We start from the raw sequence: 13,506 nt of genomic DNA on the forward strand, positions 1-13,506 counted from the left end.
TTAGTCACTAGTTTACTACTGGTTGCAAGTGCCCAGGGTTCGAGTCATGACCTATGAGCCGGATCTGACGCACCGTCGGCCCGCGGATGCGGGGGAGTCGGTCCTGGTGGTGGGGGCGTACTCCGTCGATCTGGTCTTCCGGGAACTGACCGGGCCGGTCGCCTCCGGCTCCGAGGTGTGGGCCGGCGGACTGGGCATGGTGCCCGGTGGTGCGTTCACCCCGGCCATGGGCATGCGGCGGCTGGGGCGCGAGGTGGTGTGGGCCGCCGACTTCGGCACCGATGTCTTCAGCCGGGAGGTGCTCGCCGCCGCCCGTGCCGAGGGCATCGACGAGCGCGGCTTCCGGCACCATGCGGGACCGGTCCGGAACGTGACCGTGGCGCTGTCGCAGCCGCAGGACAGAGCGATGATCGCCTACGAGGACCCGGTGGCCCGGCGGTCACTGGCCGAGCTGGTGGACACCTTCCGCCCGGCCCTGCTGGTGCTGCCGTTCCTCCAGTACGGACCCGAGGTCGGCGCGGCCCTCGACGCGGCCTCCCGCCATGGCACCCGGGTCTTCATGGACTGTCAGGACTACGCCGGGCACGTGGGGATGCCGGCGGTACGCGAGGTGCTGGAGAAGGTGGACGTCTTCGCGCCCAACGAGCCGGAGGCGCTGCGGATCACCGGGGCGGCCGGGGTGCGGGAGGCGCTCGACGTGCTGGCCGGCCTGGTGCCCACGGTGGTCGTCAAGCGCGGCGGAGCCGGCGCCGTCGCCGCGTCCGGAGGTCTCCGGGTGGCGCGCGGGGCACCGGACGTGCACGTCGTCGACACCACCGGGGCCGGGGACTGCTTCAACGCCGGCTTCCTGCACCGGTGGCTGGACGACGCCCCGCTCGCCGACTGCCTGGCCGCGGGCATCGCCTGCGGGACGGCCTCGGTCACCGCGCCCGGATCCAGCGCCGCGCTCGACGCGAACGGGCTGCGCGAATGGCTCGAAGGCCGGGGGCCGGCGGCGGACGGCCGTGCGTACGAGGGCGACGTACCGCATCTGACGGCGCCTTAGCCCGGAAGCGGCGCAGACCTCGGGCACGTCCAGGCACCAGGGGTGTGTTCCCCGGCGTCCTGCGCTCCGCCCTGCGAGCCGCCCGCCGGCGATCCCCTTCTGTTGTACGGAGAGGAACACCCATGGCCGACACGCCACCCACCGCCGCACGCCCCCGGCCGGCCGTTGCCGAGCCCCCGGCCCCCCGCGTGCTGATCACCGACCTCGACGGCACGCTGCTGGGCGGGGACGACCGCGCCCGCCGGCGACTGCACCGCGTCCTGGCGCAGCACCCCGATATCACCGTGGTGTTCGCCACCGGCCGTTCGGTGCCGTCGGTCCGTGCCGTCCTGGAACGCGACCCCTGGGTGCCCACGCCCCGCTGGATCGTCGCCGACGTGGGAGCGAGCGTCGCCGACGCCGCCGGCATGCGTCATCTCGAAGACCTCGAGGACCGGCTGCGCAAGGGCTGGCCCGGCGCCGACCTGGTGCGTGCGGCGCTCCGCCGGTTCCCCGCGCTGGTCTACCAGGAGGGCGTCGTCCAGGACGGCCGGTGCTCGTTCTTTCTGCCGCCCGAGCATCTGACAGCCGAACTCCGGGCCGCCGTGGCGGAACTGGGGTGCACCTGGACGTACTCGGCGGACCGCTACTTCGACGTCCTGCCCGAAGGGGCGGGCAAGGGGCCGGCGGTACGGGCGCTCGCCCGCATGCTCCGCTGGCCCACCTCGTCCCTGCTCGTGGCCGGCGACACGCTGAACGACCTCTCCTTGTTCACGCTGGGGGCGCACGGGGTGATCATGGGCAACGCGGAGCCCGCGCTGTCCGCCGCCGTGCCGGTCAGCGACCGGGTGCACCGCCCCGCGCTCGAGGGCGCGGCGGCGATCCTCTCCGCCCTGGAACGCCTCGGCTGGATCCCGGGGCCCGCGCCCGTGGTGGTCGGCTACCACCGCCCGCCCTTCCACTGGTCCAACGGGCGTTGGCGCCCGCCGGCCAGCCCGAACGGCATCCTGCCCACCCTCACCTCCGCCCTGGGACCCGGCGCGGAAGGACCACGGCACGCCCTGTGGACGGCCGCCATCGTCACGTCCCCGGAGCCCTCCGCACCCGCCGGTCCGGACGTCGCGGTCGGCGCCCCTCCCGAACCGCCCGGGACGCTGCCGCTCGCCCTGCTGCCCGTGTCGAGGGAGACCTGGAGCGGCTACTTCCACGGCGCCTGCAAGGAGACGCTGTGGCCCGTCCTGATGTCCATGCCGTGGCTCGTCCGCCACGACCCGGACCAGTGGGCCGACTTCGAGGCGGTCAACGCCGCCTTCGCCGACCACATCGACGACCACGCCGCTCCCGGGGCGACGGTCTGGCTGCACGACTACAACCTCTGGCTGGTGCCCGGCCTGCTCCGAGCGCGCCGCCCCGACCTGCGGATCGGCCTCTTCCATCACACACCGTTCCCCGCGCCCGAGACCTTCCGCGCGCTGCCTGCCTGGGAACAGCTCCGCACGTCCCTCGCCCAGCTCGACTGGGCCGGATTCCACACCGACGCCCATGCCGGCAACTTCCGGCGGCTGCTGGCCGGAGCCGCGCGGACGCCCCGCACGGGGGTGCACCCCCTGGGCATCGACCGCCAGGCCGTCGAGAGGTGCGCGCGCCGCGCCCAACCCCGCCCGGACGGCGACGGCATCAACGTGCTCTCGGTCGAGCGCCTCGACTACGCGAAGGCACCCGTCCACAAGATCCGCGCCCTGGCCGCCCTCCTGGACCGCGAGCCTGCGCTGCGCGGACGGCTCCGCTTCCGGCTGGTCTGCCCTCCGCCGGAGCCCGGCATCCGCGCCTACGACGGCACCCGCACCGAACTGGAAAGAGCCGTCACGGCACTCAACTCCCGCTGGTCGACCGCCGGCTGGCAGCCGGTCGACTACATCCCGCGATCCCTGCCGTTCGCCCGGATCGTCGAGGAGTACCTGGCGGCGGACGTGTTCTGGGTGACCTCCTTCGCCGACGGCATGAACCTCACCGCCCAGGAGTACGTCACCGCGCTCGCCGCGACCGGCCGCAGCGGGGTCCTCGTGCTGTCCCGGCACGCCGGAGTCGCCGACCAGCTCCGCGACGCCGCCCTTCTCACCGACCCCGCCTCGCCCCAGGACCTGGTCGACACCCTGCACCGCGCGGTGACGATGACACGCCCGGAACGCCGCAGCCACACCGCCCGCCTGGCCGCCCGGCTGGACAACCCCGCCCCCGCCGACTGGGCCCGCGCCATCCTCACGGAGATCCGCCAGCGATGATCTGACCATGAAAGACCACATGAACATCGTCTCGGTCGTGACTCCGGTGCACGGCGGCGCCGTGGGGTTCCTGCCCGAGGCGTACGAGTCCCTGCGCGCGCAGGAGCTTCCCGACAGCTGGTCATGGGAGTGGTGCGTGCAGGAGGACGGCGGCGGCGTCCGGGCGCGGGAGCATCTTCCGGCGGACGATCCCCGGATCCGGATCTCGGCCTCCCGGGCCGGCGGTCCCCATGTGGCGCGCACCATGGCGTTCGCCCGCTCCACCGGGCGCTACGTCAAGACCCTGGACTCCGACGACCGGCTCGCCCCCGGCGCGCTCGCCCGCGACCTCGCCGTGCTGGAGCGGCATCCCGAGGTGGGCTGGACCACGTCCCGGGTCGTCGATCTCCTCGAGGACGGCAGCACCGTGTCGTTCGAGCTGAGCGATCCGGAGCCGGGCCGGCTCCCGCGGGGCAGCGCCTTCGGCTTCTGGGCCGAGCACCGCCGCCCCCGGGTCCACCCCGCCACGCTGTGCGTGCGGCGCTCCCTGCTGGCGCTGCTGGGCGGCTGGATGGCGCTGCCCGCCTCCGGCGACACCGGTCTGCTGCTCGGTCTGGACGCGCTGGCGGACGGGTGGTTCATCGGCGAGACCGGGCTCACCTACCGCAAGCACGCGGGGCAGATCACCGCCCACCCCGACCACCGGAGCGGGTCGGAATGGGAGGCCCGGATGTCCCTGATCCGGGAACACGCGGAGGCGCTGCGGGCCTGGGCGTCGGATGCGGAGCACCGGAATGCGTGAGATCACGGGCGTGCGCGCCACGCCGGGCGGCCGGGTCGCCGTCCGCTTCCACGAGCACGGTTACGTCGTCGGCGCGGACCGGCGCGGCAGCCGGATCGCCGAGCGGCTGTTCGGCGACGAGGCCGGGTGTGTGACGGTCCTGGTGCTGGTGGCCTCGGTCGTGCTCTTCGGCCTGCTGCGCAAGGCCGGTGCGCCGCCCGCCGCCGTCACGGCCTGCCTGTGGGTCTTCGTCGCCGCCCTCTGCTACGCCCTCCTCCTCGCGCTGCTGCGCTGGGCGGCCGACGCGGTCGCCGGCCTGCTGCTCGTCCTGTTCGTCGTGGTGACGCTGCCGGGGCTGCTGTTCCCGGGCTACCGGCGCAGGGTGCTGCGCGGCCGGCGCGGCGGGCCGGAGACCGAGCCCGGCTGGGTGCCCGGTGCGGCCCTCGCCGGGGTGTGGCACCAGGCCGACCCGCGTACCGGCGAGGTGGTGACGGTCCAGCGCACCGACGGGTTCGTCACCGCCTTCGTGCCGCCGCCCGGCAGGGCCCGCGACCTGTACGACGGCTTCGACGGGCTGATCCGGCGTCACCGTCCGGCCGCCGCGCCGTACGGTCCCGGCCGGAGCTGACTTGACCCGTCCATGCTTGAACGGCCCGTGTCCTGGGCACGCACCCCCTAACCGGCGTCCACCCGCCGGGCCGTACGGCAGGAGGAGGGCGTCATGGACCGTCGGATCCGGGTGCGTGTCAGCCGGCGGCCCGCCGCCCCGCGCGGGCAGGAGATCGACCGCAGGACGCCCTCGGGGCGCATCCTGCCGTACTGAACCGTTCAGTGGGTGAGCCGGGCCGCCGCCGAGCGCAGCTGGGTGCGCAGCGGTTCGGGCGGGGCCGGGCCGTCGGGGCTCGCGCTCGCCGTGACCGCCGCCGCGACCCGGCGCAGCTTGGTGTTGGACCGCTGAGAGGCCTCCCGCAGGATCGTCCAGGCCTGCTCCGGGGTGCAGGAGTGCGCGGCCATCAGGATGCCGCGGGCCTGGTCGATCACCGGGCGGGAGTCGAGGGCGTGGCGCAGCTGTTCGATCTCCAGGCGCAGCACGTCCAGTTGCTCGTCGCGTTCCCGGGCCACCGCGGAGGCGGGGCGGGCGGGGGTCTCGGCGTGCAGCGGCCCGGCGGGGTCGCCGCTGACCAGTTCCAGGACGCGGTGCGGCTGGCCCCGCCAGCCGGTGGCGGTCACCGCGACGCCGTACCGGCGGCCGTACGCGCTCAGCGTGTCCAGGAACGCGAGCCCGGCCGTGTCCATGAAGGACACCCCGGCGAGGTCCGCCTCGACCCGGGTGACGCCGGCGGGCAGCGTGGCCAGGGCCGTGGCCAGGGCTTCCGTGCAGCCGTGCACCAGCTCGCCGCGCACGGTCAGGACCGTCCGGTCGCCCTCCGTGTGCTCGTCGACGGTCAGGGGGACCGGCCGTCCACCGTGCGGTACGCGTGCCGCTGAGGTCATGTCCTCGCCTCGCTCGCTGCTCGGAGTCCCTCGGCGCTCGCCTGCCCGGGGGACCGGCGGCTACACCCGGCGTGCTCGGGGGCGTGCTGTGCGGCGCGCCGGGTCTCGAGCAGGGTCAGCAGGCCGTTGACCACCATCAGGGTCGCGGTCAGGCCGTGGACTCCGAGCGCGGTGGCCACGGAACCGTGGTGGGCCAGCACGGTGGCCATGTCGCCGTACGCGGCGAGGGCCTCCACCGTCAGCACCCAGCCGAGTGCCCGGCGCTGGCCCGTCACCAGCAGGACGGCCAGGACCAGGGCCAGGACGACGTCGCGGATTCCCTTGACGATCAGGAAGCCGCCGCCGTCGCCGGACGGCCAGCTCGGCAGGCCGAAGCCGGGCGCCTGGGTCTCGGGGATCAGGATGAACTCCGTCCCGAACCAGAGGATGAAGAGGATGAAGGCGGCGGTCAGGACGGTGTTGGTCTTCTTCAGTGACATGGCTCTTCTCCCGGGGCGGCGGCTGGGTCAGACGAGGGCGGTGACGAGCAGGGTGAAGGCGGCGATGATGACGGCGACGCGGACGTAGTGGTAGCGCTCCCAGCGGTCCAGCTGCTGTTTCCAGTCGGCGGGCCGGGTCTCCGGGGTCCAGGTCCGGTTCCGGTTGTTGATCGGGACCAGCAGCAGCACCGACATCACCACGCTGACGATCAGCAGAGCGGCGGCGGTGACGACGAGTCCGGCGCCGTGGTGGTGCCATCCGGCGACGGCCCAGAGCGCGCTGAGGACGAGCGAGCCTATGTACCAGAACGGCATCAGGGTGCCGAGCATGCGGCCGCCGTGGGCGTGGCCGAGCTGGCCGCTGTCCTCGGGCAGCGCGTTCAGGATGCGGTTCATGACGAAGGCGACGGAGAACTCCACCCCCACCATCAGGCCGACGAGGACGGTGGTGACGACTTCGAGAGTGCCGAGCATGACGATCCCTCCGATGAACTAGCGTTGCTAGCTGTCGAGTCAACGCTAGTACTGCTGCCGCTCGATTGTCTAGCAGTGCTAGGATCGGGGCATGTCGGTAAAGGAACGCAAGGAGCGCGAACGGGCCGCCCGGGAGCACCTCATCGTGGCGGCGGCCCGCGAACTCGCCGAGCAGCAGGGCTGGGACGCGGTCACCACCCGCCGGCTCGCCGAGCGCATCGAGTACAGCCAGCCGGTCCTGTACAGCCACTTCCGCGGCAAGCGCGAGATCATCGGCGCCGTCGCCCTCCAGGGCGCCACCGAGCTGGCCGTGGCGGTGCGGGCCGCGACCGCCGGCGTGGCCGGGCCGCGCGAGCGGGTCGCCGCCCTGGCCCGCGCCTACCTCGACTTCGCCGAGCGCAACCCCGCGGTGTACGACGCCATCTTCCAGCTCGACGGCGGCCTGCCGTACGCGCAGGAGGACACCCCGGAGCCGCTGAAGGACGCCTTCGCCGCGCTGCTGGAGACCCTGGCCGAGGTCGCCGGGGACGGGGTCGACCCGGGGCTGTACACCGAGGTGTTCTGGGCGTCCCTGCACGGGCTCGCCACCCTCACCCGCGCGGGCCGCCTGCTGCCCGAGGACGCCGAGCCGAGGCTGGAGCTGCTGGTGGACCGGCTCGCCAAGGTCTGACCGGCCACGGACGTCCGCAAAGCCGGCTCGGCGATACGTTGGCCCCCGCGTGGCCTGCCATCCCGGGATCGGCGGGCCGACGCCCAGGGGGGCGCCGTCGCGGGGTATGCGGAATCTACGCCTCCGGGGGCTGGGTGGGAAGACCCCTTCTCGGCCGTACCGCTCAGGCGGCCAGCGGGTTCAGCACCAGCGGCTCGATCCGGCCCTCCAGCATCGCGCCCAGGCCCTGCGCCGCGCAGATGTCGGGCCGCTCGGCGATGTGCACCGGCATACCGGTGGCCTGCCGCAGCATCTGGTCGAAGCCGGGCAGCAGCGCCGAACCGCCGACCATCGTGATCCCGCGGTCGGCGAGATCGGCGACCAGGTCGGGCGGGCAGTGCCGCAGCACCTTGCCGATGCCGTCCAGCACGGCGGTCAGCGGGGTCTGGATCGCGTCGCGTACCGCGGCGGTGTCCACCTGCACGCTGCGCGCGAGACCGGTGGCCACGTCGCGGCCGTGGATCTCGGTGCGGGCCGGGCCGTGCGGGGTGAGACCGTTGCCGGACAGGGCCAGTTGCAGCGGCCGTACCGACTGGCTGGGCAGCATCAGCTCGTGCTCGTGCCGCAGATGCTGCACGATCGCGTGGTCCACCGCGTCCCCGCCCACCGGGATCCGCTCGGCGGTGACGATGGAGCTGAGCGAGAGGACCGCCACCTGGGTGGCGGCCGCACCGCACACCATGATCATGGTGGCCTCGGGGCGTTCCACCGGCAGCCCGCAGCCCACCGCCGCCGCGATCAGCGTGTCCACCAGCTCGACCCGGCGCGCCCCCAGCCCGACCAGCGTCTCGATCACCGCGCGCTGGGCCAGCGGATCGGCGTCGTGCGGGGTGCAGGCCGCCGCCCGCAGCCGGAGGTTGCGGCGCAGCGTGCGGCGCATCTTGTCGCCGAGGAGGTGCCGCAGCATCCGCTGGGCCATCTCGATGTCGACCACCGTGCCGCCGGAGATCGGCCGGACCACCCTGATGTAGCTCGGCGTCCGTCCCGTCATCTTCTCCGCGAACTCGCCCACCGCGATGAGCGCGCCGGTCTTCGTGTTCACGGCCGCGACGGACGGCTGGTCGACCACGAGACCGGCGCCCTTCACATACACCCGGGTGCGGGCCGCCCCCAGGTCGACGGCGAAGTGGCAGCGGCGCAACTGCTCCAGACTGACGGTCACGGCAAAACCTCCCGAGTGCGCGGGCGTGGGTGCGCCCGTCCGGTCCGGCGGGCCGCTTCCTCTTCCTGCATCCTCCGTGGCGCCGCGGGCCGGGCGCCTTCTGGAGAGGGCCGGGCGGGGCGCCGCTGAATGGGGGGTTTGCGGGAGGCGTACCGGTGTGTCGGCCCGTCAGAGGTGACCGGCGGCCTCCAGCAGCGGTTCGAGGGAGGAGACGGCGGCGTCGCCGCCCGCCTCCCGCAGCTGCGCGCGCCCGGTGGCGGTGGGGGAGTAGCCGATGAAGCGCAGCCCGAGCTGCTGGGCGGCGGTGAGTTCGCAGACCGAGGAGCCGATCAGGACGGCCGTCTCCGCCTCGGCCCCCAGGGCGGTCAGGGCGCGCCGCAGACAGTCCGGGTCGGGGGTGAGCAGACCGGGGTCGTGGCGGCGCCCGTGGATGCCCGCGAACGGCGGCTGATGGATGTTCAGGGCGCGGTGGACGGCCTGGCTGCTCACGTCCGTCGCCACGCTGACCGGGCGGCCGGACCGGTGCAGGGCCCGGACGAGCGGCAGCGCGAGGTGGGTCATCGGCGCGTCGCGGACGGCGCGCAGTTCCAGCTCGTCCAGGGTGTTCAGCAGCCTCGGGCCGAGCCGGTCCTGGGCGAAGGCCCGTACGACGTCGAGCGGGTGCGTCAGCCCGTCCCGGCCGGCGGTGTCCGCGACCGGCAGCGGACGGCCCGCCAGCGCGTCCCGCGGATCGCGGTCCTCGGCCACCAGGGACAGCAGGTACAGCGCGTTCTCGCGGGCCGTCCGTGCCGTGTACAGCCGCACGAGTGGCCCGTCGAAGCCGATCAGCACGGCCCGGGCGGCGGACAGCAGGCCCGACAGCCGGCGGCGCGCCGGAACCGGCCGCACCGGCTCCGGCAGCGGCTTTCCCTCCGTCGTCAGCCGCACGGTGCACGACACCGTCAGCCCCGGCACCGGCCAGCCGGCCCGCAGCGCCTGGTTGACCTGCTGCTCGGCCGCGTCCACCCGGCGCAGCGGATGCCGGCGCGTGAAGCGCGCGGCGGAATCCCGGGCATGGGCCAGCAGGGTCCCCGGGACGTCGGTGGTCTCCCCGCGGACGAAGGCGACCGGGTCGACGACGTACCAGGACAGCTGCACCGAGGCGGTGAACGAGCCCGGGCCGGAACTCGGCAGGGACACGGTGTGCCGGTCCCGGTGCACGCTGAGGTCGACCCAGTAGTAGGTCTCCGGGCGGGGCGGGCGGTCGCCGTACGGGCGGATCGGGTCGAGCAGGGTGAGCGGGCCGTCGGGCCGCGTGTGCACGACGGCGGTACGGCCCGGCGTGGGGATGCCCAGCCGGCGCAGGTCGTCGGTGATGAACGGGCCCTGCACCAGGTCGTCCTCGGCGGGCTCGGGCGCCCTCGGCGAGCCGGGCGGCCCGAGCGGGCAGTACCAGGCGGCCGGCGGGGCGTCCGGGGCGTTGTTGCGGTACAGCGGCCAGAAGCGCCGCGAGCCCTGGGCGGCGGAGCTGGCGGCGAAGTCGTCGTACAGCGCGGGTTCCACGACGACCAGCACGTCCGCGGCCGCCTGCGGCGGCTGGACGGGGGGTGCGCCGAAGGTCACGCGCAGCCGCGGCGGGTTCTTCAGCCGGTCGAGGGAGTGCGGCAGTTCGCGGAGTACGGCGACCAGCACGGGCAGCAGGAAGGCGCCCGGTTCGACGCGCACCAGGTAGCCGTCGGGGCGGACCTCCACCCGGTACTGGCGGGGGCCGAGGGAGCCGCGCGCGAGGATCTCGTGCACGGTGGCCTCCAGGGTGATCCGCGCTTCCGGCCGCCCCTTCAGCTCACCGGCCGTGAAGTGGATCTCGGGGCCGTCGGCGGGGGGCTGCGGGGGCGGTGTGGCGAGCGCGGGACGCCGGAGCAGCCGACGGACACCGCGCTGCTGGGCTTCGGAGTCGTCGTCGAGCAACTCGTCGGCCGCCGCGAGGAGTTCGGCCGTCTCGTGGGCGAGGCTGCTGCGGGACAGGGCCTTGACCATGTTCCCCAGGGCCCAGAGCGACTTCGCGCGGCCTCCGCTCACCAGGGGCGCGGAGTCCAGACACGTCAGGACCGGCCCGCCCGGGGTGAGGGCGACGGAGCGCGGGTTCAGCACGCCGCGCGGCCCGTCCTCGGCGTGCAAGGCGAGGACCGCGTCGGCGAGCGGCGGGAGCAGGGCGCCGATCTCGGCGGGGGACAGCTCGTCCGGGACGCCGTCGAGGCGTTCGCGCAGCGTGGGCCCGGGGGTGACGTCGCGTACCAGATAGGGCGTGGGGCCCGCGAAACCGTAGGAGCGGACCCGGGCGATCCCGGGGTGGTGCACCCTGCGCAGCCGCGCGCACAGGTCCGTGAAGTCGGTGCGCAGATCCCGCGGGTACACGCACACCACCACGGGCGTGTCCCCGTCCCGGGTGTCCTCGGCGAGCCAGCCGACCCCCGAGGCGCCCGTCTCCCGCACCAGCCGGTACCGCCCCGCGAACAGCTCCCCGGCCGCCGGCTGCGACAGCCGGCGCACGCTCTCCTCGCTGACCGTGGCGAACGGATCGCCCTCCACGGCCGTCCCGGTCCCCTCCTCGGACGGCACCGACGCGCGGAACTCGCCGGGTGCCCGTCCGGCCCGGCGGTCGATGAACTCGCCGACGCGCGCGAGCAGTTCGGTCGTGCTGTTGCGGGCCGTGCGCGGCAGCCCGAGCAGCAGCAGCTCGCGTACGCCGTCCCGGAACGCGTAGGCGCCGGGCGGGCCTTCGGTCACGGCGGTGAGCATGCCGCTGAGCACGACCTCGGCCAGGTGCTGCGGACGCGGGTCCGGTTCCACGGCGGCCTGCACCAGCCGCATCACCGGCAGGTCGGCCCGCCCCACCGCGAGATGCCCGGCCAGCCGGAACGCCTCGGGCGAGGCCGTCGCCCGGAACCGCAGCACCAGCTCCTCGGCGGACAGCAGCCCCACGTCCGTACGGTCCTCGGAGTCCGCCGGCAGCGGACGGTCCAGCGCGGCCACGGCGCCGGGGAACTCCGCCCCGCCCGGGCCGGCGAGCAGGGCCGCCCAGTTCCCGAGCCAGCCCGGCTCCGGCTCCAGCACGGGCAGCGGCACGGCACCCCGGGACAGCGGGGACTCGTGCTGCTCGTACGGCGTGAACGTGAGCTGTGCCGGGGCCGCCGCGGGGTGCGGGGCGGACAGCCGGCCCGCGGTGGTGGGCAGTGCCGTGTCCCGCCACAGGTGCTCCGGCAGCGGCTGTACGACGGCCAGCGGCATCCGGCGTGCCCAGCGGTGCAGGGTGGCGTACCACCTGGTGCCGGCGGGGCCCTCCCGCCACTGCGGGCCCATGCAGTCGCTGATGAGCAGGGTGGCGCTGCGGCCGTCGGCGGGCGGCTGCGGGTCGGGGCCGCGCACGGTGCCGTCGGCGGCGGCGCGGTACAGGGCGACCGTGCGGAAGGCGCCGGACTGGGCCAGGGCGGTGTGCAGTTCGCGGATCAGGGGGCGCCAGACCGGCATGGTGGGCCCGGCGTCGTACACCAGGTTCAGCCGCAGCCAGCGCTCCCGGGCGGGGCGGAGCACCGGCAGCCACCACTCGGGGGCGGCGCCCAGGCGGGCGATGCGGTCGGCGGTGGCCCGCTCGTCCAGTTCCCGGCCGACGGGCGCGTCGACCCGCCGCCCCAGCGGGCGCAGCGCGCGTTGCAGCGCGAGCGGGTGGCGCAGCATCGGGGGCGCCGGGGCGAGCAGGGTGGTGTGCCGCCGGTGCTCCGCCGCGGCCGCGGGGCCGCGGGTGGGCAGGTGGAGGGGGATTCGGGGGGTGCGGGCGGGGGCGGGATCCGCTGCGGGGTGCGGGGACGGCGTGGGTGCGTCGGCCGGTGGCGGCCGGTGCGGGGGTGCGGGGGTCTCCCGCTCGGGTGCGGTGGGTGGGGTGGGCGTGGTGGCGGGGTCCGGGCTCATGTGCCGGGCCAGCCAGAGCAGTTCGGCCAGTTCGCGCGGGGTCGGGCGGACCCCGCGCGAGGCCGCGGCCAGCACGTCGGCCAGCCGGATGAGGGGGTCGGCGGGGCCGTCCGGGCCGTCCGGGCCGGCCGGGGCGGCGGGTTCAGAAGACATCGGACTGCGTGGTCTGCCCCAGGTACGGCATCAGCTGTTCGGCCAGCCGGTCGAGGGAGGTGGCGTCCAGGTCGGTGGAGCGGGCCAGGTAGATCGCGTTGAGCAGCTGGTCGGTGGCCAGGTCGCCGGCGCCGGACCGGGCCAGGAAGCGGTCGATCAGGGCCTGCGCGGGGCCGTCGGGCTCGCCCAGGTGGGCGCGGACGATCTCGGCGAGGTGCCGGTCGTCGGGCTGCCGCAGATGCAGGGTGACACAGCGGCGCAGAAAGGCGGGCGGGAACTCGCGCTCGCCGTTGCTGGTGAGCACGACGAAGGGGAAGGCGCGGCAGCGGACCCGGCCGCGCGCCACCGGGACCCGGTCGTCGGTGCCGTCGACCAGCACCTCGGCGACGCCGTCCGGGGTGAGCCGGGCGGCACGCACCAGCTCGGGGATCTCGTACTGGCCCTCCTCCAGCACGTTCAGCAGGTCGTTGGGCAGATCGAGGTCGCTCTTGTCGATCTCGTCGATGAGCAGCGCGCGGGGCCGGCCGTACGGCAGCAGGGCGGTGCCGAGGGGGCCCAGGCGCAGATGGTGCTCGACGCCCGCCCCGGTGCCGGCCGCGTCCCCCTGCTGCTCCGCGGCCGCCTGCTGCCGGGCCGCGTACAGCCGGGACAGCGGGTCGTACTGGTAGAGGCCGTCGTGGAGGGTGCTGCGGCTGGTGATGTTCCAGCGCAGTACCGGGCCGAGCCGCAGCTCGCGGGCGACCGCGTACACCAGCGAGGACTTGCCGGTGCCGGGCGGGCCGGTGACCAGCAGCGGCCGGCGCAGATACAGGGCCGCGTTGACCAGCTGGACCGTCTCCTCGGTGGCCTGGTAGGTGGCCGCGCGGTGCATCCGGTCCGGGGAGACGGCCGAGGCGTCGGCGGACGCGTCCGGCGCCGGGAGCACGGGGCCGCCGTCGAAGGCGCGCCAGGGCGGCGGCGGGGGCAGCCGGGTGATGCCGTCGTGCGGCTCGTTCGTACCGGTGTAGACGGGCCACAGGGGCAT

11 protein-coding genes are annotated in these 13,506 nt (G+C 74.8%); 5 read left to right on the forward strand and 6 right to left on the reverse strand.

Annotation, left to right across the window (positions count from 1 at the left end):
• Positions 1–46 precede the first annotated feature (46 nt).
• The 4 genes from ACZ5CZ_RS12115 (at position 47) to ACZ5CZ_RS12130 (ending at position 4,694) form a co-directional block, all read left to right on the forward strand.
• Positions 47–1,045: a carbohydrate kinase family protein gene (locus tag ACZ5CZ_RS12115; RefSeq protein ID WP_468941860.1), complete on the forward strand. Its 999-nt coding sequence runs from the start codon at positions 47–49 to the stop codon at positions 1,043–1,045.
• A 122-nt stretch (positions 1,046–1,167) separates the two neighbouring features.
• Positions 1,168–3,306: a trehalose-6-phosphate synthase gene (locus tag ACZ5CZ_RS12120; RefSeq protein WP_468941863.1), complete on the forward strand. Its 2,139-nt coding sequence runs from the start codon at positions 1,168–1,170 to the stop codon at positions 3,304–3,306.
• 7 nt (positions 3,307–3,313) lie between these two features.
• Complete coding sequence (locus ACZ5CZ_RS12125; protein WP_385844746.1) at positions 3,314–4,087, forward strand: glycosyltransferase family 2 protein; 774 nt, start codon at positions 3,314–3,316, stop codon at positions 4,085–4,087.
• The gene (locus tag ACZ5CZ_RS12130) at positions 4,080–4,694 is read left to right on the forward strand and encodes a hypothetical protein (protein ID WP_468941868.1); all 615 of its coding nucleotides are present in this window, start codon (positions 4,080–4,082) and stop codon (positions 4,692–4,694) included. Before ACZ5CZ_RS12125 ends, ACZ5CZ_RS12130 begins: the two co-directional genes overlap by 8 nt.
• A 200-nt stretch (positions 4,695–4,894) precedes the next feature.
• Here the strand turns inward: ACZ5CZ_RS12130 and ACZ5CZ_RS12135 are convergent, their stop codons facing one another.
• From ACZ5CZ_RS12135 to ACZ5CZ_RS12145, 3 genes are read right to left on the reverse strand one after another with little or no spacing between them, the layout of a single operon-like run.
• On the reverse strand, positions 4,895–5,560 hold the full coding sequence (locus ACZ5CZ_RS12135) for an ANTAR domain-containing response regulator (protein ID WP_385844748.1): 666 nt from the start codon (positions 5,558–5,560) through the stop codon (positions 4,895–4,897).
• Positions 5,557–6,039, reverse strand: a complete 483-nt coding sequence (locus ACZ5CZ_RS12140; protein WP_468941871.1) for a DUF4267 domain-containing protein — start codon at positions 6,037–6,039, stop codon at positions 5,557–5,559. The genes ACZ5CZ_RS12135 and ACZ5CZ_RS12140 overlap by 4 nt, the downstream gene beginning before the upstream one ends.
• Before the next feature lie 27 nt (positions 6,040–6,066).
• Positions 6,067–6,513 (reverse strand): anthrone oxygenase family protein, encoded by a 447-nt coding sequence (locus ACZ5CZ_RS12145; protein ID WP_385844751.1) that lies wholly within the window; start codon positions 6,511–6,513, stop codon positions 6,067–6,069.
• Positions 6,514–6,604: 91 nt separating this feature from the next.
• On the opposite strand from ACZ5CZ_RS12145, the gene ACZ5CZ_RS12150 reads away from it, so the two are divergent.
• Positions 6,605–7,183, forward strand: a complete 579-nt coding sequence (locus tag ACZ5CZ_RS12150; protein WP_385844752.1) for a TetR/AcrR family transcriptional regulator — start codon at positions 6,605–6,607, stop codon at positions 7,181–7,183.
• 163 nt (positions 7,184–7,346) lie between these two features.
• Here ACZ5CZ_RS12150 and ACZ5CZ_RS12155 read toward each other — a convergent pair whose 3' ends face one another.
• The 3 genes from ACZ5CZ_RS12155 to ACZ5CZ_RS12165 all read right to left on the reverse strand — a co-directional run bounded on the left by ACZ5CZ_RS12155 (position 7,347) and on the right by ACZ5CZ_RS12165 (position 13,506).
• Entirely contained in the window at positions 7,347–8,384 is a 1,038-nt protein-coding gene (locus tag ACZ5CZ_RS12155; protein WP_450787881.1) for a rod shape-determining protein, read from the reverse strand.
• Positions 8,385–8,552: 168 nt separating this feature from the next.
• Positions 8,553–12,482: an SAV_2336 N-terminal domain-related protein gene (locus ACZ5CZ_RS12160; RefSeq protein WP_468941877.1), complete on the reverse strand. Its 3,930-nt coding sequence runs from the start codon at positions 12,480–12,482 to the stop codon at positions 8,553–8,555.
• On the reverse strand, positions 12,472–13,506 hold the full coding sequence (locus tag ACZ5CZ_RS12165) for an AAA family ATPase (protein WP_385844756.1): 1,035 nt from the start codon (positions 13,504–13,506) through the stop codon (positions 12,472–12,474). Before ACZ5CZ_RS12165 ends, ACZ5CZ_RS12160 begins: the two co-directional genes overlap by 11 nt.

Source organism: Streptomyces sp. NPDC031418 (assembly GCF_055581605.1).

Bases quoted from the DNA above. Each gene is read 5' to 3' on its own strand.
- ACZ5CZ_RS12165 (WP_385844756.1), bottom strand. From the start codon at position 13,506: ATGCCCCTGTGGCCCGTCTACACCGGTACGAACGAGCCGCACGACGGC.
- ACZ5CZ_RS12145 (WP_385844751.1), bottom strand. From the start codon at position 6,513: ATGCTCGGCACTCTCGAAGTCGTCACCACCGTCCTCGTCGGCCTGATG.
- ACZ5CZ_RS12140 (WP_468941871.1), bottom strand. From the start codon at position 6,039: ATGTCACTGAAGAAGACCAACACCGTCCTGACCGCCGCCTTCATCCTC.
- ACZ5CZ_RS12160 (WP_468941877.1), bottom strand. From the start codon at position 12,482: ATGTCTTCTGAACCCGCCGCCCCGGCCGGCCCGGACGGCCCGGACGGC.
- ACZ5CZ_RS12135 (WP_385844748.1), bottom strand. From the start codon at position 5,560: ATGACCTCAGCGGCACGCGTACCGCACGGTGGACGGCCGGTCCCCCTG.
- ACZ5CZ_RS12150 (WP_385844752.1), top strand. From the start codon at position 6,605: ATGTCGGTAAAGGAACGCAAGGAGCGCGAACGGGCCGCCCGGGAGCAC.
- ACZ5CZ_RS12120 (WP_468941863.1), top strand. From the start codon at position 1,168: ATGGCCGACACGCCACCCACCGCCGCACGCCCCCGGCCGGCCGTTGCC.
- ACZ5CZ_RS12115 (WP_468941860.1), top strand. From the start codon at position 47: ATGACCTATGAGCCGGATCTGACGCACCGTCGGCCCGCGGATGCGGGG.
- ACZ5CZ_RS12130 (WP_468941868.1), top strand. From the start codon at position 4,080: ATGCGTGAGATCACGGGCGTGCGCGCCACGCCGGGCGGCCGGGTCGCC.
- ACZ5CZ_RS12125 (WP_385844746.1), top strand. From the start codon at position 3,314: ATGAAAGACCACATGAACATCGTCTCGGTCGTGACTCCGGTGCACGGC.